This is a genomic window from Lentibacillus daqui, from assembly GCF_027186265.1.
In the GTDB taxonomy this organism is placed as follows: domain Bacteria; phylum Bacillota; class Bacilli; order Bacillales; family Amphibacillaceae; genus Lentibacillus_C; species Lentibacillus_C daqui.
The window spans coordinates 1141008-1161559 of sequence record NZ_CP114176.1 but is presented as its reverse complement, the minus strand read 5'-3'; the positions used below and the strand labels follow the sequence as shown (position 1 = coordinate 1161559).

The 20552-nt window shown below is 37.7% G+C and carries 17 protein-coding genes and 1 pseudogene; 2 read left to right on the top strand and 16 right to left on the bottom strand.

The window, feature by feature from the left end:
* Positions 1-7: 7 nt before the first annotated feature.
* From arcC to O2S85_RS05830, 11 genes and pseudogenes are all read right to left on the bottom strand, one after another.
* Complete coding sequence (gene arcC / locus O2S85_RS05880) at positions 8-976, bottom strand: carbamate kinase (RefSeq protein WP_269411759.1); 969 nt, start codon at positions 974-976, stop codon at positions 8-10.
* A 63-nt stretch (positions 977-1039) separates the two neighbouring features.
* Positions 1040-2303: pseudogene (locus tag O2S85_RS05875) on the bottom strand (YlbE family protein).
* Between the two features lie 62 nt (positions 2304-2365).
* On the bottom strand, positions 2366-4117 hold the full coding sequence (fdrA, locus tag O2S85_RS05870; protein ID WP_269411758.1) for an acyl-CoA synthetase FdrA: 1752 nt from the start codon (positions 4115-4117) through the stop codon (positions 2366-2368).
* Complete coding sequence (gene allC / locus O2S85_RS05865; RefSeq protein WP_269411757.1) at positions 4114-5358, bottom strand: allantoate deiminase; 1245 nt, start codon at positions 5356-5358, stop codon at positions 4114-4116. Before allC ends, fdrA begins: the two co-directional genes overlap by 4 nt.
* A gap of 440 nt (positions 5359-5798) precedes the next feature.
* A complete protein-coding gene (locus tag O2S85_RS05860; RefSeq protein WP_269411756.1) occupies positions 5799-7037 on the bottom strand; it encodes a pyridoxal-phosphate-dependent aminotransferase family protein in 1239 nt (412 codons plus the stop codon).
* Positions 7038-7135: 98 nt separating this feature from the next.
* Entirely contained in the window at positions 7136-7984 is an 849-nt protein-coding gene (locus tag O2S85_RS05855) for a sugar phosphate isomerase/epimerase family protein (RefSeq protein WP_269411755.1), read from the bottom strand.
* A 389-nt stretch (positions 7985-8373) separates the two neighbouring features.
* Positions 8374-10548 (bottom strand): DNA topoisomerase III, encoded by a 2175-nt coding sequence (locus O2S85_RS05850; protein ID WP_269411754.1) that lies wholly within the window; start codon positions 10546-10548, stop codon positions 8374-8376.
* A 297-nt stretch (positions 10549-10845) separates the two neighbouring features.
* Entirely contained in the window at positions 10846-11355 is a 510-nt protein-coding gene (locus tag O2S85_RS05845) for a GNAT family N-acetyltransferase (RefSeq protein WP_369419890.1), read from the bottom strand.
* Between the two features lie 38 nt (positions 11356-11393).
* Positions 11394-11879: a GNAT family N-acetyltransferase gene (locus tag O2S85_RS05840; protein WP_269411753.1), complete on the bottom strand. Its 486-nt coding sequence runs from the start codon at positions 11877-11879 to the stop codon at positions 11394-11396.
* Complete coding sequence (locus tag O2S85_RS05835) at positions 11866-13095, bottom strand: MFS transporter (protein ID WP_269411752.1); 1230 nt, start codon at positions 13093-13095, stop codon at positions 11866-11868. The genes O2S85_RS05840 and O2S85_RS05835 overlap by 14 nt, the downstream gene beginning before the upstream one ends.
* Positions 13088-13765 carry a class I SAM-dependent methyltransferase gene (locus tag O2S85_RS05830; protein WP_269411751.1) on the bottom strand — a complete coding sequence of 226 codons (678 nt, stop codon included), beginning with the start codon at positions 13763-13765 and terminating at the stop codon, positions 13088-13090. The genes O2S85_RS05835 and O2S85_RS05830 overlap by 8 nt, the downstream gene beginning before the upstream one ends.
* A gap of 26 nt (positions 13766-13791) precedes the next feature.
* On the opposite strand from O2S85_RS05830, the gene O2S85_RS05825 reads away from it, so the two are divergent.
* Complete coding sequence (locus tag O2S85_RS05825; RefSeq protein WP_269411750.1) at positions 13792-14973, top strand: IS256 family transposase; 1182 nt, start codon at positions 13792-13794, stop codon at positions 14971-14973.
* A 188-nt stretch (positions 14974-15161) separates the two neighbouring features.
* On the opposite strand, the gene O2S85_RS05820 is transcribed toward O2S85_RS05825, so the two are convergent.
* From O2S85_RS05820 to O2S85_RS05805, 4 genes are read right to left on the bottom strand one after another with little or no spacing between them, the layout of a single operon-like run.
* A complete protein-coding gene (locus O2S85_RS05820; RefSeq protein WP_269411749.1) occupies positions 15162-16445 on the bottom strand; it encodes a YcaO-like family protein in 1284 nt (427 codons plus the stop codon).
* Complete coding sequence (locus tag O2S85_RS05815) at positions 16435-17721, bottom strand: CocE/NonD family hydrolase (RefSeq protein WP_269411748.1); 1287 nt, start codon at positions 17719-17721, stop codon at positions 16435-16437. The genes O2S85_RS05820 and O2S85_RS05815 overlap by 11 nt, the downstream gene beginning before the upstream one ends.
* Positions 17718-18197 carry an NADPH-dependent FMN reductase gene (locus O2S85_RS05810; RefSeq protein ID WP_269411747.1) on the bottom strand — a complete coding sequence of 160 codons (480 nt, stop codon included), beginning with the start codon at positions 18195-18197 and terminating at the stop codon, positions 17718-17720. The genes O2S85_RS05815 and O2S85_RS05810 overlap by 4 nt, the downstream gene beginning before the upstream one ends.
* A complete protein-coding gene (locus tag O2S85_RS05805) occupies positions 18187-18744 on the bottom strand; it encodes a hypothetical protein (protein WP_269411746.1) in 558 nt (185 codons plus the stop codon). Before O2S85_RS05805 ends, O2S85_RS05810 begins: the two co-directional genes overlap by 11 nt.
* A 203-nt stretch (positions 18745-18947) precedes the next feature.
* Between O2S85_RS05805 and O2S85_RS05800 the strand changes: the two genes are divergently transcribed.
* On the top strand, positions 18948-20309 hold the full coding sequence (locus O2S85_RS05800) for an IS4 family transposase (protein ID WP_269409153.1): 1362 nt from the start codon (positions 18948-18950) through the stop codon (positions 20307-20309).
* A gap of 55 nt (positions 20310-20364) precedes the next feature.
* On the opposite strand, the gene O2S85_RS05795 is transcribed toward O2S85_RS05800, so the two are convergent.
* Positions 20365-20499 (bottom strand): hypothetical protein, encoded by a 135-nt coding sequence (locus tag O2S85_RS05795; protein ID WP_269411745.1) that lies wholly within the window; start codon positions 20497-20499, stop codon positions 20365-20367.
* Positions 20500-20552 lie beyond the last annotated feature (53 nt).

Sequence of the window (20552 nt, the reverse complement as noted above, 5' to 3'; positions counted from 1 at the left end):
CCTCTCCCTATTTATTTTCTAATATTTGTCTCGAACGCTGTTTCGTAATAATGGTTCCGCATTTTCCAAGTAGTGCTGCATCAGCTTTTTCTAAAGAGCAAATAATTGCTGTTCCATTTTGGCGGGCATATCCCAGTGCTGATTCCACTTTTGGCCCCATGCTTCCTTTAGTAAACTGACCCTGGGTAACATGGTGCTCCAATTGATCAACCGAAATTTCTTGTAATGCCATTTGTTCCGGTGTACCATAATTAACAAACACATTTTCAACATCTGTTAAGATCATAAAAATATCAGCGTTTACTTCTTTGGCAAGCTGACAGCTGCTGCGGTCTTTATCAATTACCGCTTCAACTCCTTCAACCATGCCGTCTGCTGTAGTCGTTACAGGAATCCCGCCACCGCCGCAAGCGATAACAACGTTCCCCGCTTCTGCCAGTGATTGAATCGTTTTCGCTTCTAAAATTTGTAATGGTTTAGGTGATGGAACAATTCTTCGCCATCCACGGCCAAATTCTTCTCTCATATCCCACCCTTTTTCCAACGCAAGTTCTTCGGCTTCTCTTTCTGTATAGAACATGCCAATTGGTTTTGAAGGTTCTTTAAAATCTTCGTCCTCTATAGATACTTTAACACGAGTTAATAGATTGACAACAGGAACATCAACTCCAAGTGTTATTAATTCTTTTTCCAGACAATCAACAAGCATATAGCCAATAAATCCTTGCGATTGACTGTTCAAAACGTCTAAAGGCATGCTTGGAACGACATCTGCAGCTTCTTCATTTTGACGAAGAATATTTCCAACTTGTGGTCCATTTCCGTGTGTGATCATAATCCTGTGACCGTCTTTTATTAATTTTGCCAAAAACTTGCTGCTCTTTCGGATATTATTTAATTGATTCTCATATGTTCCTTCCTGTCCACTTTGTAAAATTGCATTTCCTCCGAGCGCAATAACAATTGTCTTCCCCATAAAACTCCCCCAAATATTTCTAGAATTCGCACGTCAGCATACTACTGTGCTTTCCTATTCTTGTTAACTCGCCATTACGCCATATTTTTCAGCAAGGGCTTCCAGTGCTTTTTCAAAACAGTCTAATGGAGCACGAACAGTTCCAGCACCTATTTGCCCATTACCCGCAACTTTATGGGCAATTCCCGTATTGATAACTGGAGTAATTCCGGTTTCCACAACTTTACGGATATCAATACCCAGGCAGGCAAGCTTGAAAATCCCAGGTTGGTATGGATAATTTCGGATTATTAGCAACGCAGATTTCACGCATTTCATCACTCGTTCTGACTGCATCCTGAAATCCGCCGCTTCCTACAAAACGAACTACTCCCGGTGCAGCAATCATAGCCATGCCACCAACACCATACGCTTCAGTAATGGCACTGTCCCCCATATCTGGTGTTGCGTCAGCTGAACTATAGCCACTGAAGTATAAACCATCCGGTGTATTGACAGGTGCGGTAAACCACTGATCTCCCAGACCACTAACCTTTATGCCAAATTGGTCACCATTACGCGCCAATACCGTGACAATGCTACCTTCTTCAATTGTTGCAGCAGTATCCATAACAGCCTTTGCTGAGGCCATCATGATATTCAGGAAGAACTGATCATTATCAGCCAAAAATTTAACAACTTCCTGCAATTCGTCATCCGGGAGTTTTGCAGTAATAAGATACGGAACAATCTCTTTCAGGAATAAAGCGGATGCCGCAATATTTCTCTGATGAAACTCATCTCCCATTGTAATTGCCTTTGATACCAGAACATTAACGTTCATTCCGTCCATTTGATGTAATGCTCGTGATAATGCCGGTGCCAATACACACTGCATCCACTTCAGCCGGTTAATAACCTCACTGCTATAAGCACCAAATCGGAGTACTGCACCAATACCTTCGTTGAGATTACAATAAGCCCGGTTAGTTCCGGATTTGTTTTCAACCACCACAACTGGCATATTCCCTGTTGTGATTCCTCCCATTGGACCTACAGCATTAACTGAATGACATGGCATAAAAACAATCTCACCTTCACTCAGCAGCTCACTGGCATCATCTTTATTGTCCGCCCACCCTTCAAATATCACGGCACCAATACAGGAACCCTTCATTGGATCCGGCATTTTCTCCCAAGTTGTCGGTGGACCTGAGTGCAAAATCACTTTCTTATTTAATACAGGGATGACTTTCTTCGCCGGTACAACATCCAATAAAAATGGCTGCGATTCTATTACTTTTTCTATTACCGCTTCATTCGCATCTGAAATGGACTGATATTTCATTTTAATCCCCCTCGTTATACTATAGTTGTCATATTGGCAAGTTCTTCGTGCGAGCATCTCCACTATTTGAGTAATTCTAATATCTTGGCAAAGTGTTTATTTCCACCGGCGATTGGTGCCCATTGATACTGGACAACCTGACCGCCATGCTTTTCAATTGCTTCTGCAAAACTGGACAAGCCAATATTTATTACATTTGGTTTAGCCGAAATCAGGTTTGTAATTGTGCCTTCCCGAGATTCATCTTTATTGGCTGCTGGTCGTTCTTCCCCAATTAAATAATTCACGATTTCAACTGCCAATGCTGTTGCCTGTGCGTTACTATCAGCAACAATCGCACCTGACTCCTTCAATTTTTTTACCTGGTCCTCGTAAACTTGCGGATCAAGTCCTGTCCCGGTTACAGAAGTAATGAAGATTATATTGCGTTCAGCTTTTGCCTTTTGGATTACTGGTGCTAATATTCCAGCGACATTATCATGAGCGCCATATCCAATTACATTATCTAGTAAAATAATTGCTGTTTTCGGGTCAGCAGCTGCCTCTTTTACTTTTTCCATTCGGTATGTTGGATCGATCATTGGATGTGCTCGCCCTTTTGTATAGGCATCATCGCCGAAATCAATGACTTCAAATCCTTGATCGTCCAACATGATGCCTTCCGGGTGTTCATTTACCGCATGAAGATCGAACGCCTCTCGGAGGATCATTGCTGCTTCAAGTGCCAGCGTACCACCACAGTAAAATCCTTTTACATGAAGTTGTTCTGGATTTTTCTTCATGTCTCTCAATTCTTTATGATCTGCGACAAGTTGGTCAGCAGTTGTTTGATTTTTTTCTGCAAGTTCTAAAGCTTTTAAAGCCGTATCTCGTAAAGTCCATGTGTAATAGACGTTATCATGCTGTTTTTGGGGTCTATCACCCATAAAGACAGCAACAACCGGTTTATGGAGTTTTTTAAATTCCTCGATAACCTTTTCACGTATTTCAGGTGCCGGCGGTTTGGAAATAAACACAATGACATCTGTTTCTGGATCGGCGTTTAACATTTGCAACCCTCTTATAGTAGTAATCCCACCTATTTCTGCTGACAGATCCCTCCCGCCGGTTCCTATTGCATGAGAGATGCCCCCACCAAGTCTTCCAATGATCGATGTTACTTCTTGAATACCTGTACCGGATGCTCCAACAACGCCAATGTTGCCTTCTTCAATCACATTTGCAAATGCGATTGGGACTCCACTAAATATTCCAGTACCACAGTCCGGCCCCATCACGAGCAGCCCCTTTTCTTCTGCTCGCCTCTTTAGCTGCAATTCATCATCCAAACTGACATTATCACTGAACAAAAACACATGAAGATTCCGATCAAGTGCTTTGTTTGCCTCGGATGCTGCATATTCACCAGCAATTGAAATGACTGCCAAATCTGCATTTGGCAATTTATTTTCAGCCATTTCCCACGTTCGAACAACAGAAATAGATTTCTCTTTTGATGTTGATGATTGATTCGCGAGGAAACTATCGACTTCCAGGATAAGTTGATCAACCATTTCCTTATCTGATGCATCGGCAACAATACATAAATCGTTTGGATTTGCCGTATCCAGTTCCGGCGTATAGAGTCCTGATCCTCTAAAAATATCTTTGTTGGCTGGTGTTCCCATCATGATAGAAACTTGATTAATATTGTCCATTTCGGATAAATAGTTTGTAAGTAACATAAGATTGACGGAATCTTGATACAGATTTTTTTTAATTACGGTATAAAGCAAATTCTTCCCTCCAATACCTTCATCTGTTACATACCTCATTTTTGATAACCGAGTTCATAAAGTGTGCCAATCAATGCTTTTACACCTTCAGCCAGATCCTTTACATCAGTGAATTCATCTGGTGAGTGGCTGATACCATTTCGGCTTGGCACAAAAATCATCGCAGTTGGCATTGCCTGGGCCATTATTTGCGAGTCATGTCCGGCACCGCTGTGCATCATCTTGTAATTCATCTTATTTTTATCGCACGTGTTTCTGATAACACGGACAATTCCCGGGTCCATTGCCACAGGATCGGCATCCATATACATGTCTATTTCAAGTTCTGCACCAAACTGTTCTGCAATAGCATTTAATCTGGCGCGTAAATCATCAGTAAATTGAACCAATATTTCTTTTTGCGTATGTCGTACATCGATCGTAAATGTTGCTTTTCCTGGAACAACATTTACCGTATTTGGTTCAAGCGCAATACTTCCAATGGTTGCCACCATTGGATCACCGTAGGCAACAGCTAAATCATTAATTGCCGTTATCATTCGGGCAGCTATATTCATTGCATCTTTACGATAACCCATTGGCGTTGTTCCGGCATGATTCGCCTGTCCCTTGACGGAAATTGTAAATCTGCGCTGGCCGGTAATATGCTGGACGATCCCCACCGGTACTTTTTCTGTTTCCAGAATATTACCCTGCTCTACGTGAACTTCAATAAATGCTTTTAGGTCATCACGTGTCTTATCAATTGGTTTATAGTCAAAGCCTGCTTGTTTGATCACGTCTCCGAATACATTACCTTTTGCATCTTTGAGTTCATTTACCTCTGCAGCATTTACCGTTCCGGCGATATTTTTCGAACCCCAAAAGGTAAAGGGAAAACGGCTTCCTTCTTCCTCGGCCAATGAAACAACTTCTATGTTGCGGTATGGCCTTCCAAAGTTTTCTTGTAAATATTTAATTGCCATAAAACCTGCTACGATACCAAACTGTCCATCATACATCCCGCCGTTTTTAACAGTATCAATATGCGAACCTGTTAATATGGTCTCATCGTTGGTGTTTTTACCTTCCAATCTTCCAAACAAGTTTCCTATCTCATCGAAATATGTCTTCAAACCTTCCTGATTAAACAATGTTTTTAACGCTTGTTGTGTTTCTACCCATTCCGCACTATATAGTAGTCTCGAAACACCGCCTCCGGGATCACGGCTCATATCTGCCAGCCACTCGAGTTTATTTTGGCATTCCCTGCCTAAATCTTCATATATCCTTGTTTTCATGCCACATCTCCCTTTAAAAACAGGTTCCTGTTAGAGGATGTTCAAAAAGTCCGGTAAAAATGACATGCCCCTTCAAAAGGGGTATGCCGACGCCTGAGCGCAAGCCCGTTTTTAGTCGGCCTTCCTTTGAAGCTCGTTGGCTTGCTTTTCCGCTCCTCATGTACCTTTTATGTACACTCCGGTGCTCAAAGCTACGCCGCCTAGAACTTCTCGGTCCTTTTTATCCTCCTTTTTAAACACGCACTGTTAATAAAAAAACGTTTATCTTTTCAATGTTAAGTATACTTGAAACCGATAAAGAAATAATTATCCAACTCAAACAATTATTCAAATTATTTTTGAACAAAGTGAATAATCCCCTGCAGGATAGAACCTGAATTTCCCTTACCTTTTGAAAAAGCAGTGTTTGTTTGTTCAAACACTGCTTTGGAAATTAGCTGTTAAACTTTATAAATAACAGGGTTGTCCGCTTCTGCATAATATTCTAATGTTGCCTGTACTGCGTCACCCTTGTTTACCTTTGCACCAAAGTAGGTCAACGTTGATTCTAACGCACTAAGAACACGTAAAATGTTGTTTTTTCTGCTGCTATAACCCATGGAGCCGATTCGCCATACTTTTCCTTTTAGTGGCCCAAATGCCCCGGCAATCTCTATGCCAAATTGGTTTAGCATGGTTTGTCGCACTGCCTGTTCACTTATCCCTTCAGGAACCTTCACAATGGTAACAACAGGCAGTTTATTTTCTTCTTCGCCAAATAACTCTACCCCCATTGCTTTCAACCCTAAAGACAGCGCCTTCCCGTGCTTGGTGTGACGGTCAATACGACTCTTTATCCCCTCCTCCTTTATCACACGCAAACCTTCACGCAAAGCATATAGCATGGTTGTTGATTCAGTATGGTGATTTAAACGGTCAGGGGACCAGTAATCCTGGATTTGGCTTAAATCAAAGTAGTTACTCTGGACTTTTTTGTCGTTCACCGCATCATATGATAAGCCGCGTTCAATCTTTTTACGTGCCAGTAAGATTTCCTCTATACGATCATTGTAAGTAAGGGGTGCCATTCCAGTTGGGACAGCAAGACATTTTTGTGTCCCTGTGATTACGGCATCTACATTCCATTCATCTGTATTAAATTCAACACCAGCAAGCGTTGCTACCGCATCTACTACAAACAAGATATCATTTTCCCGGCAAAACGCACCAATTTCTTCAAGGGGCTGCATGCGTCCAGTCGATGTTTCCCCGTGGACAACAGCAACTACTTTTGGGTTTATTTTCTTAATCTCGGCTATTACATCCTGTGGGTCATACACTTGACCCCATTCCGCCTCCATCATATGTGTTTGTCCACCTGCACGATCCACCATTTCGGTCAGCAAATAACCGAAACGACCAAACACAGGAACAAGCACTTTATCCCCCGGCTCTATAATACTGGTAAGAACAGCCTCGAGTCCGGATCGCGAAGTACCATCAACTGGAAATGCTCGATGGTTGGACGTTTGAAAAACATAACGCAAAAGATCTGACGTTTCATCCATTAAATTTAAAAATTGCGGGTCAAATTGTCCGATAATCGGAGTAGAGAGTGCCCTTAAAACACGCGGGTCAGCCTCTACCGGACCAGGTGTCATAATCGTTCTGGACGGCAAATTTAATTCTTGATATTCCATGTTTCGTTCTCCTTTCCTTTATATGCATGTATTTAGGTGTACGATAGTTAATTTTTTATATCGTGTTTTGCAATATATATCTTTACATTGGAAGCCGTTTAAACCGTATCCGTTTCCCCTTTTTCATTGATCTTGATCAAATTCAGGATCGTTGTTAAGTCTTGTGAGAACTTCTCCATATGGCGGTAATGGCAATTCGGATATGGATAAGGTGGCGTCGCAATCAGATAACCTTCGTAAGGGATATCATTTAGTGCACTCATCATGGCAGGCCAGTTCGTATCACCTTCCATAATTGGGACGAAATCTCCAACCGACAGCCGGAAATCCTTCACATGCATAGACACGAAACGATCTCCCAACATATTGACATAGTGCTCAGGATACCCTGTTGCAAGGGCGTTTCCATTGTCAAAATAAACCTGAACAGATTGGTGATTGATATCATTAAGAAAATTGTTGAATTCCAAAGGACTTGCCAAAAATTTTTTGCAAACATTCTCGATTCCAATGGTTATACCGGCAGCTGCTGCTTTATCCCCCAATTCCATAAATGCCTCTTTCGCTCGTTCATAAGATATTTGATAAGGAGTGCCAGCATAAGTTACGCCTGGGGTCATTTGCACTATTTCTACCCCCATTTCAGATGCAAAGTCAATTAATTTTTCGCCAATATACATTCCTTTTTGACGAACACTCGGATCATTGGAGGATAGTGGAAAGTCATTGAGTAATCCCGTTGTTAAACTAGCTATTTCAATACGATAATGTTCTGCAAGATGCACCAGTTTTCTAGCTTTTGCTCCAGACATTTCCGTTGTAATGTCTCCACCCTGTTCACGTAAATTGAGCTCAACACCTTCGTAACCCGCTTTGCTTGCAGCTTCCAAAAACTTATCCGTCCCCAAATCGGGAATAAAGTTCGCATCACTTATACCTTTTTTCATAAATTTTAAGCACCTCGTTTTTTTCAGCCGTAAATGTTAGTACACATTTATACGCTGTCATGTAATAGTCTACTGTTTGTACGTTTGAATCTTGGGGTCGTGATAGCTTGAAGCATTTCATTTGCGATAAAGCTTATTTGCATCATTTTGGATTTACACCACCTTTTGTTACAGTGTAAAGTTCCAAATAGCTCATGTCATTGTGCAAATTAATCAAATTATAAAAATAATATTATTTATCTTATACAAAAATGGGGTTTTTAAAAAAGGGGCCGTTCGCTTCTTTTCAATCATGGAGTACAGTTATTACTTATACCATTCATGTTTATCCATACTAAAGGCGAATGAAGGGTGCGCTTCATTCGCCTTTTCTATTAACAATAATAGGGTTATTTTTTCAACTTCGCCAGTTGTTCGGCAAGTGCATTATTTTTAAATCCATCATCCTGTTTTTTCAAATACTTGTTGACGTCTTTTTTGGATACATGATTCTTTTTCTCTTGTTGTTTACGCTGGTTGAAGGTTGACAGCTTTTCTCTGTGTCCACATTTACAAACAAACATTTGTCCTTCCCCTTCACCGCGTAGTTCCATGCGCTTATGGCAATTAGGGCAACGTGCATTGGTATATTTGGCGATATTCTTTTTACCGTTACATGACCGATCCTGACAAACAAGCATACGACCATGTCTATTTTTAATTTCCATCATCAGTTTTCCACATTTCGGGCACTTGGTACCGGTCATGTTATCATGCTTGAAAGTCGCGTCACTTGTCTTGATCTCGTGCACAACCTCTTTGGCATATTCCTTCATTTCGGCAATAAAGCGTTCTTTATTCAATTTACCATCCGCAATTGCACCAAGTTTTTGTTCCCATTCTGCAGTTAAAGCTGGGGATTGCAACTTTTCCGGTACCAAATCGAGCAACTGCCGTCCTTTAGAAGTGATAAAAATATGCTTCCCTTTCATTTCCATATACTGGCTATTGAATAATTTTTCAATAATATCGGCACGGGTCGCAACGGTTCCCAGTCCACCGGTTTTATTGATCGTGCCAGCTAAATGCCGTTCATCCTTGGCCATAAAGCGAACGGGATTTTCCATCGCTTGCAGTAATCCGCCTTCAGTAAAACGTTCTGGTGGTTTCGTTTCGCCACTTGTCCTGGTCAACCGTAAATTAGTAAACACATCACCTTTTTTCACAGCCGGCAAGCGCTGATCATCCACATCATCTTCGTTTTCAGCACTACTTCTATCATAAATTTCCTTCCAGCCTTGTTTCTTGACAATTTTTCCTTTGGCAGTGAAATGTTCTTTGCCAATTTCAGCGACAATGGTTGTTTGTTCATATTCATACGGCTCTGAAAGTACTGCTAAAAAGCGTTTGACAACCAAGTCGTATATTTTTCGTTCCTGATCACTTAAATCTGCAAGCACCACCGGCTGTTCGGTTGGAATGATAGCATGGTGATCAGACACCTTGCTATTATCCACTACTGATTTTGGCAACTTGAAGTCCCGGTTTAACACTTTTCCGGCAATTTTGGCGTATTGGTCAACACCACATGCCTTAACCCGATCCTTCAATGTCGGAACAATATCCGTTGAGATGACCCGTGAATCGGTCCGTGGATAGGTAAGCACTTTATGTTGTTCATATAATTTCTGCATGAGTGACAGTGTTTGTTTTCCAGAAAAGTTGAAAATCCGGTTGGCATCACGCTGTAATTCAGTCAAGTCATATAGCTGCGGCGCGTGCTTTTTTTTGAACGTCTTATCCACACTTACAACGGTTGCCGGTTTATTTTTGACCCCTTCCAACAGACGATCCGCCTTGTCTTTGGAGAATATCCGGCTATTATTTTTCGCATCCCGCCAGATTAATTTGAAGCCTTTTTGTGTTTTAGCTTCCAGTCCATAAAATGTTTCTGGTTTAAATGCTTGAATTTCTTTTTCTCTGGCATCGATCATTGCCAGTGTCGGAGTCTGTACCCGGCCACTTGATAATTGTGCGTTAAATTTGGTTGTCAATGCACGGGTCGCATTCAATCCTACATACCAATCCGCTTCCGAGCGGGCAACTGCTGATGCATACAGATTTTGAAATTGGCTTCCCGGTTTTAAATGGTTAAATCCGTCACGAATTGCTTTATCGGTAACGGATGAAATCCATAGCCGTTTAATTGGCTTTTTTACATGTGCCTTATCAATAATCCAGCGGGCAACAAGTTCTCCCTCCCGCCCTGCATCTGTAGCAATCACTACATCTTTTACGTCTTTTCGGTTCAACTGTGTTTTTACAGCATTAAATTGTTTGCCGGTTTTTTTCATCACAACCAACTTCAAATGTTGTGGAAGCATTGGCAGGTCGTCCAGTTTCCATGTTTTATATTTATCATCATAAACCTCTGGATCAGCTAAGGTTACCAAATGTCCAAGCGCCCAGGTCACAATATAATTAGCGCCTTCCATGAAACCATTTCCTTTTTTCGTACATTTTAATACTCGGGCAATATCTCTGCCGACAGACGGTTTTTCTGCTAGTACAACCGTTTTACTCATGTAAAAATCCTCTCTGTAAAAAAATCTTTAAGGCTATTTTAGCATGAATTGGAGAGAAAGTCGGCTGGCTTGATTAATTGCTTGAATTTGAATTCCATGCATACTTCTTTTAAGTTCTTTACCAAAAGAAATATATTTACTCCAACAAGAATAGTCATCAAAAAGTTCCGATAATTTACGGAGAATTTTTGATGCCTATTCTTGAATTTTTTTGTTTCAAACTTGCTTCTTTTATTGAGGTTTAAAAAATTAATTTTATATAACGTTTATGTGAAATTGGTTATCTGTTGGTAAAATTTATATATTTCTCGAGTACCGATATGAAGTATAATTTTCATTCTCTGCTGATTCAAAACTCTTTATTTCCTTTACACGTTTAAATCCTTTCGCTTCATAAAAAGGAATACCTTTTTGATTCCCTTTCGCAACCGAAACCCATTGTTCTAAGGCACCGTCTTTCTTCTGAATATCCGTCAAGTAATTTAATAGAAGTGTCCCAATTCCTTCTCTTCTTTTATTAATATCAAGATATAAAACAAATATTTCACCCTTTTCATCATTAATCATTCCTCCTCCAATTGCACCTACAACTTTATCGTTTTCAATAGCCACAAACCATCCTTGCCAGCTGGAGGAAGTATGTAATACCTCTTGTTTTATTCTTTTATAATTATAAAATTCACTTATTGTTCTTTCAATAAATTCTTCTGAGTGCGTATATTTATAAGTATCTCTATTAGCATCAATACATACCTTGGCTATCCCTTCAACGTCCTTTAACCTAGCCATTCTAATTTCTACCATCATAACCTCCTATTGAATTAATTCCTAATATCTTTTATACTTCATAAATTTCGCATTAAATCTAAAGAATATGTGCTATTTATTGAATCCTCTAAACTATGTCTACTAGCCTCAATAAATCCCATCGCATAATAAAATGGAAGAGCATTATCGTTATTGCCCAATACACTAACATATTGCCTTTTTATTTTTTTCTTACGAAGATAATTGGAAGCCGTTTCTAATAAATTACCTCCAATTCCATTCCTTCGTTTTGTTGGAACAACATGAAACGCATAAATTTGCGAAAATAACTCGCCTCTCATTTCATTTATTCCACAGGATATACAACCAATAATATCACTATCGTCTTCCGCTACTAAATAAGATGAAATTTCTTTTTGAATACGTTCATGATTGTAAAAGATTTCTATCGACTTATCAATAAAAATTTGTGTGTACACATTTTCAAATGCTATTTGAACACCCTTCACACATAAATTTTTAATATCTGAAACATCTGATGGATACGCTTTACGAATTTTCAAATGAATCCTCCCCCATTTCATAGTCATTGCTTTTTCCTATCATTGACATAATCCATATTGCCTGTAGCGCGAACAGAATAACTAATAAAAGGAGTGTATTATACACTTCAATGCCTTCTGAAACAAGACTGAATACAAAAATCGCTAAAGGTTGAACACCAAAGGAAATAAACTTAAAGCAACTGTTCACAATTCCTAATTTTGCTTTTTCTGTTTTAACTTGTCTCAAGGTTATTATGTAAACTGTTCTCGCTGTTATTGCAAACGAGATAAGAAAAAGCCCAATTGTAATAATTAAATAATTTAAGGATATTATCAGCAATAAAGCTCCTACTAAAATTAAAAGAGAAGAATAAATGATTATATTTCGTCCTTTAAGTCCGGCTTTATTTAATTTAGGTAAAATAAATCCCCCCAAAAGACCTGCCAATCCACTTGCCGATAAAATAAAACCCGTTAACTCGCTAGTTACCCCCAAATCAAATCTAAGATGAGATATGATTAAAAATTCAACAGGAGCTAATAAAAAATTACCTACAAAAAGAATTAATAAAATTGAAGATAAAGGTTTACTTGATAAAATACTTTTGAAACTTAAATATATATCTTTGAATATCGTCGGCTCAAATACTTTATGATTTTTCGCATAATTTTTGGTGTTAGGAAGGAATAATAGATTTAAAATAGAGACCAAGTAAATGACTATATTTATCGATAGCCCCCATAGTCCACCAGTGTATGCATATATTATCCCTGCAGCTGCTGGACCAATTAGTGATGATAAATTTGCTGCACTCCAGATGTATCCGTTAAATGTCATTAATTTATTATTTTTTACCAATTCGGGCAGAATCGAGGATTCAGCTGTTTGATAAATTGTATCAAATGATCCAAACAACAGGAGTAATAGTACTAAATAAAAAAGATTTAAATTTCCATGGAACCAAAAAACAAATATAAGTGACATTGCGGACATTCTACCTATATCACAAAGGATAAGTAATCCCTTTTTATTCTTTCTATCAACTAAAATCCCAGAAAATAACCCGAAGACAAGGAATGGGATAGTTTCACATGCCACAATCCAGGATATTGAAGCGGTAGTTTCAAAATAGTCAGTAGCGAATAGTATTACTATTATCCTTGTTAAAGATCCTGCTAACAAACTAGCAATTGCGCTTATCACAAAAAAATTAATCGCTACCTTATTACCCATTCATCTCATCCACCTGTTTTTTACAGTGAAAAACACTTGTACCAATGTGCTTTAGCCCGCCTTCTTTTTCAGTTGTGTATTGACTAGAAAACTTTAGCCAATCATTATAATCCGTTTTCGATATCTCTTCTTGGTGTTCAAAAAACTCAGAATCCCTAACTGGTAAATTGATTGTTTTTAATTTGTCTATGGAAGTTTCATGAATGTATTTATACATTTCGGGATTCTTTTCAATATCATATTCGTCAACTATCGGTAGCCAAGAACTAATAAAAAGATCTCCTTCTAATTCTAAAAGAGTTTCGCACAATTCCAATACCTTTTTTGTATCTCCATACAAATGCTCTAGAACGAAATTCATAATTATCATATCAAATTTTTCTATCCAATTATTAATCTGGATGATATCCACATTATGTATTATCAGTCTATTATCTGAAAACTGTCTTCTTAGCTGCATACACTTTGTTTCATCTACATCTACAACATGAAGCTTTGTATCGGAGTCAACTCTTTCCAAAATACTAAATACTTCTATATAACCACCAATCAATAAAATGTTCTTTGCTCTATAGTTATATATATCTCTCTGCCATTCGATGACGTAAAATAGTTTGTGTAAAATATTTGAGACGAAAAAAAGAGGTAGGGTATCCTCAAAATTGGACAACAAATAAAGAGAGGAGAAACCCTACCATGTCTCAAAGTATAACGGATCATGACTTTATAAATCAACTGGATAACCTTGTACGTGACTTTGTCAAAGAGCAGTTGGAGACCATCATGGAGGAAGAAAGAAAGCAGTTTTTCGAGGTAGAACACCCTGAATTGAAACAAGTGAAAAACGGTTATTACAAACGGTCCCTTGATACCAAACACGGTCATATTGATGATCTCGCAGTACCTCGTGATCGCCATGGTGACTTTCAGACGGAATTATTTGATCCTTACCAACGCCGTGATCAGTGGGTAGGTGAAACAGTGACGCGCATGTATCAGAAAGGCGTTAGTACGCGTGAAATTGGGGAAATGATTGAACATATGCTAGGATCTTCCTACTCCGCCACAACCGTCAGTAACATCACGGAAGCGACAGTTGAAAATATTGAGGCCTGGCAGCAACGCCCATTGAATAAACGCTACTCAGTCCTCTATTTGGACGGAACCTATTTAAAGTTGCGCCGGGATGACGTTGCCAATGAGGTCGTCTACCTCGTCATTGGAGTTAATGAGAATGGCTACCGCGAAATTCTCGGATTTTATGTAGGCGGTCAGGAAAGTTCCTTGGGCTGGAAAGAGATTTTGATAGATCTTTACGAGCGCGGGGCTGAAGAAGTGTTGCTTGGTGTGTTTGACGGTCTTCCCGGGTTGGAAACAGCTATGAAAGAGGTGTACCCAAAAGCCGATGTCCAGCGATGCGTTGTTCATAAAATCCGCAATGCGTTAAATGCCGTGCGTAAAAAGGATCAGACAGCCATAGCAGAAGACTTAAAACCTATTTATCAGGCAAGTACCAAAGAAGAAGCCAGAAAGCAATTTAACGCATTTAAGCAGGTTTGGCAATCGAAGCATCCTAAAGTCGTGAAATCATGGGAAGAAGATCTAGAAGTGCTTCTGACTTTCCTGGATTACCCATCGTCTATCCAGCGCGTGATATACACGTCGAACATCATCGAGCGGACGATGAAGGAAATCAAGAAGCGCACAAAAACCATGAACAGTTTACCAAGCGAAAGGGCGACAGAAAAAGTAGTGTACCTTCAAGTAACCGACTATAACCAAAGATGGGGAGAACGAAAATTAAGGGGATTCGCAAGCGCTTATCAGCAGCTACAGGACATGTTTGAAAAACGATACGGGAAACCAAATAATATCTGATTTAATTTTCTGACACCTACCCTGGGTACCCAGGGTAGGTGTCAGAAAACAAATCCCAATTCCGAGGATACTCTATTAATTTACACAAACTTATTGACAGTACCTGCCATTCATGTGCTTTATTATATACACGATTTAATAAACTATCTATATGCACTTCATTACCCCCATTTTGCTATTAAATAGAATTAACTGTGTGGTAGCGGACTAAGGTTTATTATTTCTGATTCCTCAAAAAAACCTAACGGAGGATAGGCAGTTGGTGAATTGGAAATCATATCTGTTACCAAAACCCTTACTACCCTAAAAGGTGTTAGTAAGACATCTGAAGTAGTTAGATCCACTACAATAACATTTTCATATCTTTTGCCAATAGATTTAATTAACTCTTTTAAATTTGAAGATTCACTTTTGTTTGGTTTTGTAGTTTCTCCCAGCCTATACTTCTCTAATTTTTTTACATTATTAGGATCGAGGTAATACTGAGTATTATGAATTAAATCATACATATCTTTATAATCTTTTCTATAATCCTTTTCGTAACTTCTATCCATCTTAAATTCTTTTAAATAATGTTCAGGCCCCAAAATATTACTTTTGTTGGCCTTTTGATCATTATTTAACAAGGACAAAGATGTATTTCTTAGCTGAATGGCCTCGCTTTTAGCTTTACTGACTGCATCATTTAAATCAAATCGACTTGAAAAGCCAACATTACACAGCATATTTAAGTCATCCCAAAGAAAAGCAGCAATGGTAAGAAGTGGGGTGTTTCCTAACTGATAGACAGTAAAACTAAGACTATCATTGATCATACTTTTCTCTATTATGTTTTTATTAAGCGAACTAATCCACCATTTCATGGTGATGTCCCTTTCAATAACTTCGCCTAATCCTGAAAGAATCGCAGATTCATATGATGTACCACTTGCGATACCAGATAGTTGAGGAAAATGAAACTTTTTTTGTTTTTCTCCTAACATCCAATAGTTTACATATGCCAAACTAGCAGGAACCAAAACTTTTTCCCCGTTTAATAAACTTTTACCTTCTATCCAATAGGTTTGTTCGTCATCACCTTGTTTCTTAAAGGGAAAGCCTTTTGCTTGATATTGGGCTTCACTATATTTAACAAAACGTTCTACCTTATAGTAAGTTTTTTTTCTCTCTTGTAATTCATTCACGTTTGCGTATATTAGTTCATTATTAACAATATTCCCGCAGTATCTCTCAATTGCCTCACCAATTGCACTATTAATTGCCGTGTCAAGTGTATATGCCGTCCCGCTACCTGCTCTATCACACGGCCATTTTCTATCATAATAAGCTGTATTATTAACAATTGCATTTACTGTAAATACATCAGGAAATTCATTAGTAATTATCTGTCTTACGGAATTAATAATCCCAGTACGTTTATCAATAATCAACGGCTTGTTTTTAATAGTATCCGTTATATCTTTAATTACCACGTTTATCACCACTTTTCTTATAGATAGTTAAATTTTTAATGTGAATTGAATAATTCTTTGAAACAATCGGGCTATAGTAAATAGGATGAAAACAAGGCGAAACTCTTAATTCAATTATTTCCATAGAATCATTAAAAAAAGCAAATGGCATACCTATTGAATTAATATTTTCAGGTTTTAGTATGAAGGTTGATAGAATTTCAATATTTCCATTACTCTTTCTTATTATCTGCGCATACCAATTATTTTTTTCATTTATTCGGTATTCTAAGATAGGTGTACCGATATAAAAACCTATTTCATTAATTTTTAATGGTATATTTAGAGAGTTCACTCCATTTATAAGGGGCATGCCAAAATAATCCGACTCAATTCCATCACTATAAAAAAAAGACCTAGAAAAATTCTTTTCAATGGTTATGATATCTTTATTAAGTTTTGGATTAATAACCCAATCATTAGAAGACATAATTTTATATCTAGATTTTGATAAATCTTTGTGGTCCTTCAACCATGTTATTTCTTTAACCTTTTTCATTTCTTCTGAATGTAAACTATGATCCCAGTCTCCAATGATGATGTTCTTGTTCGTTGATAACCAATTAATATAATCACGCCAGCTGCCATCGACATAACCATCTCTCCAACCACCTATTATATAAACGGGACATTTAGGAAAAGGGATAACACCTTTGGTCACCATGGAAAATAAAAAAGGATAATCGAGAAACTTACACCACTCTTCACGACTCCATTTCCATATATCCGGATTATTTGTAAGTAGTTCTTGAAATGTATTATAATCAGATTCTTTGTTCAATCCATGGGTCATCATCCACCAAATACGATCAGATAGCCTAAAAGAATTATTATTGTACATTGCCTCATATTCTGACCTAACCCCTACTCTTAAAACTACTCCACCAACGTTTTTTAAATACAGAGCCGTTAACCTGGCGGTATAGGCCTCATAAGAAGATCCAACAACAAATACGGGCAAATTTTTATTGTTATTTTTGTTTACGTGCTCGGCTAGAAGAAAGCAATCTTTTTCTTCATTTTTATAAGGAATCCACTCACCATTAGATTGATATCTTCCTCTTACATCCTGTATGTAAACAATTGAATTTAATCTCTTCACTAGATTCTCAGCCCACACTAAATAATTTTGAGAGTTATAGGGGGTCCTTAATAATATAATTTTTTCAGCTTCTTTACTAGGAACAAATTTCATAGTAAACATGTCGTGAAATTTAAAACTATCAAAACTAATCATTCTTTAACCTTCCTACTAAAATAGAATAAATTTTTTATAGGAGGTAAAATATGTTCCTGAATATACTCTGGATTACAATCTCTAATATTATTTATTTCAACCCCAGGTGTTAATGTTATCGAGTTCATTGAAAATAATAAATTTGCCATTGATGAGAGCGCATTTCTGGAACTTGGTCCTATCGACACTGAAATAACAATATTAAACTTTTCTTGCAGTAATTCAACACCTATTTGTTCTACTAACATTTTAATAACGCCAGGATAACTCCAGTTATATTCTGGTACAACCCATATTAGTTGACTTGAATTATTGAAGGCATTAATAATTTCTTTAATATTTTTGTTTTCATTTAATTTTAAAACCAAATAATTTTTATTGAGATTTTTTAAAAACTCTTCTATTTCCCGAACTACCAAGCTTGAATTATTATTCTTTCTTGGGGAGCCATTAATGATTAAAGTCTTATTTTTCATTAATATGCACCTCATTCTTGCAACCAGGAACTTTAAGGATGTATGAGTTTTGCCTGTTATCTAATATATCAATTATTTCAATTCTATTTTCTTCAATTTCCTTATTGCTTTTTATAAATTTCACCATAAAATTAATAAGTGTCGAGTTAAAGTGTGAGTGCTCCTTTAGGACTTTGCTGTATAAATCTGTACCGGAAATACGTTGATACATACAGTTTATACAAGCACTATTTTCCGAGAATACTTGTGGTCCAATTATCAAAAAATAATTCCCAATATAAATAGGAATGGTATTCCTAATATCACTATGTATATTTGAAATTTCCGAATAAAAATAGTAATTTCTATCCTGCTTAATTACACTTTTACTTAGCCGGGACTCTAGTGTGTCCTTGAACAATAATGACTGTATATTTCCGTCATCTGAAAATGATTCTGATTTATGATCAACAATTTGTGTCTTTTCGACAACATTTCCTGTAGCATCAAATGTTAATATATTTCCATAAGCATCATAACAGTGGTAAACCTCTGTATACTTTTCCAATATTATCACCTTGTATATTTGACGAGGCCTCGTCTTTACTCAACTTTCGCGGAGTAAAAAGTTAATTTAACTAAGCCGCGACGTAGCGTGTGATAAATCAAATATAGTTCTTGACATTCAATCGTTATAAAAGAAAAACACCTCCACTTTTGGTATAGTTTAATTGACTAGAAAAAACTACCATGAGCGAGGTGCCTACTACTATGATAGCGAATAATGACAAAGAAAATCAACTGCCAAAAGAATTAAAATCTGCATTTGACGAATTAAATATTCTAAAACACCTAAGGGACGCAGGGATCAATAAAAACCTTGGTTTCACTTGTGCTTATATTTTCAAACTCATTTTCTGTCTGATCTTCGAAGGTAAAAACTGGTTCAGACTTTTGCAAAGCAAGAAATCGGATAGTCTACCTGAAAAGAATGCGATATACCGTTTCCTAAACAACCCAAGATACAATTGGCGACGCTTTTTGCTTTCATTAAGTGCAGCCACTATTAGTAAAGTTAGCACATTAACTAAAAATGACCGTCCGAGAGTACTAATTGTTGATGATTCATCTTATGAACGGAACCGTAGTAAAAAAGTAGAGTTACTTGCCCGCTGTTTTGATCACGCTTCCCAAAAAATGCGTTATTATAAAGGGTTTCGTATGCTCACGCTTGGTTGGTCTGATGGCGCCACTTTTATGCCAATTGATTTCTCGTTGTTGAGCTCTCAAAAGGCTGTAATCAACGGCATAAATGAAAGCATCGATAAGCGTACGTCTGGTTATAAAAGACGACAAGAAGCTTTACAAAAAGCTCCAGAACAATTACCGGGAATGATCAAACGTGCATTCTCCAAAGGTATTGACGCATCCTACGTTTTAATGGATTCATGGTTCACACAGCAGCCACTTATAGGATCCATTGTAGAACAAGGTGTTGACGTTATTGGCATGGTTAAAGATACCAACCAAAGATACCTGGTTAATGACAACTGGGTTGGTTTGAAACAGTTGTATCGGTTAGCTAAACCTACAGCACATCATAAAAACATTTTGCGTTCCATTCATACCACAATGAAGAATGGGGTGGATGTGAAAATTGTATTTATTCGCAATCGAAATAAGAAGAGCGAATGGCTGGCAATCTTGAGCACAGATTGTACATTAACCGAACAAGAAATTATCCGCATTTATGGCATGCGGTGGGATATTGAAGTTTTCTTTAAGGCAACGAAGTCCCTTTTGAAACTTCAAAAAGAGTTTCAAGGTAGATCATATGACTCTCTTATCGCCCATACAACGATTGTATTCACAAGGTATATCCTATTGTCCTGGCAAAATCGATGCAGTACAGACGACCGTACACTCGGCGGTATGTTTTATGAACTCTGTGATGAGGTAAAGGAACTTGATTGGGCTGTGGCACTACAGCAATTAATCGAGCTTCTTGAAGATGCCCTAAAAAAGACAAATAGTAAATTTAAAAAACTAATCAAAAGTCAACTACAGCATTGGGCTGCAGGTCTGCCTAACTATATCAAGGTGTACCTGCCTAATTTGTGCTGCGAAAGTTGAGGTCTTTATTTAAGAAATTAGGTAACCATAATCCAAAATCGAAATAACCTAGTTGTTATTCAGATTTTTCATCTTCATCATCTTCCCAAACAAATGGGTTATGAACCAATGCATGATGACAAGAAAGTTGAACAGATAATTCAGGCTTTAATGTATTTTTTTCTTCCTGATCTTGATTATAATTTTCCACTAGTTACACCTCCCTTTTAAGTTGTGAACCGGTTTATATTAATTAAAGCATTC

What these genes read in the sequence shown, in the direction of transcription:
- allC (WP_269411757.1), bottom strand. Translation starts at nt 5,358, where the DNA reads ATGAAAACAAGGATATATGAAGATTTAGGCAGGGAATGCCAAAATAAA.
- O2S85_RS05815 (WP_269411748.1), bottom strand. Translation starts at nt 17,721, where the DNA reads ATGATTAGTTTTGATAGTTTTAAATTTCACGACATGTTTACTATGAAA.
- fdrA (WP_269411758.1), bottom strand. Translation starts at nt 4,117, where the DNA reads ATGAGGTATGTAACAGATGAAGGTATTGGAGGGAAGAATTTGCTTTAT.
- O2S85_RS05800 (WP_269409153.1), top strand. Translation starts at nt 18,948, where the DNA reads ATGATAGCGAATAATGACAAAGAAAATCAACTGCCAAAAGAATTAAAA.
- O2S85_RS05835 (WP_269411752.1), bottom strand. Translation starts at nt 13,095, where the DNA reads ATGGGTAATAAGGTAGCGATTAATTTTTTTGTGATAAGCGCAATTGCT.
- O2S85_RS05810 (WP_269411747.1), bottom strand. Translation starts at nt 18,197, where the DNA reads ATGAAAAATAAGACTTTAATCATTAATGGCTCCCCAAGAAAGAATAAT.
- O2S85_RS05825 (WP_269411750.1), top strand. Translation starts at nt 13,792, where the DNA reads ATGTCTCAAAGTATAACGGATCATGACTTTATAAATCAACTGGATAAC.
- O2S85_RS05845 (WP_369419890.1), bottom strand. Translation starts at nt 11,355, where the DNA reads ATGATGGTAGAAATTAGAATGGCTAGGTTAAAGGACGTTGAAGGGATA.
- O2S85_RS05855 (WP_269411755.1), bottom strand. Translation starts at nt 7,984, where the DNA reads ATGAAAAAAGGTATAAGTGATGCGAACTTTATTCCCGATTTGGGGACG.
- arcC (WP_269411759.1), bottom strand. Translation starts at nt 976, where the DNA reads ATGGGGAAGACAATTGTTATTGCGCTCGGAGGAAATGCAATTTTACAA.
- O2S85_RS05860 (WP_269411756.1), bottom strand. Translation starts at nt 7,037, where the DNA reads ATGGAATATCAAGAATTAAATTTGCCGTCCAGAACGATTATGACACCT.
- O2S85_RS05850 (WP_269411754.1), bottom strand. Translation starts at nt 10,548, where the DNA reads ATGAGTAAAACGGTTGTACTAGCAGAAAAACCGTCTGTCGGCAGAGAT.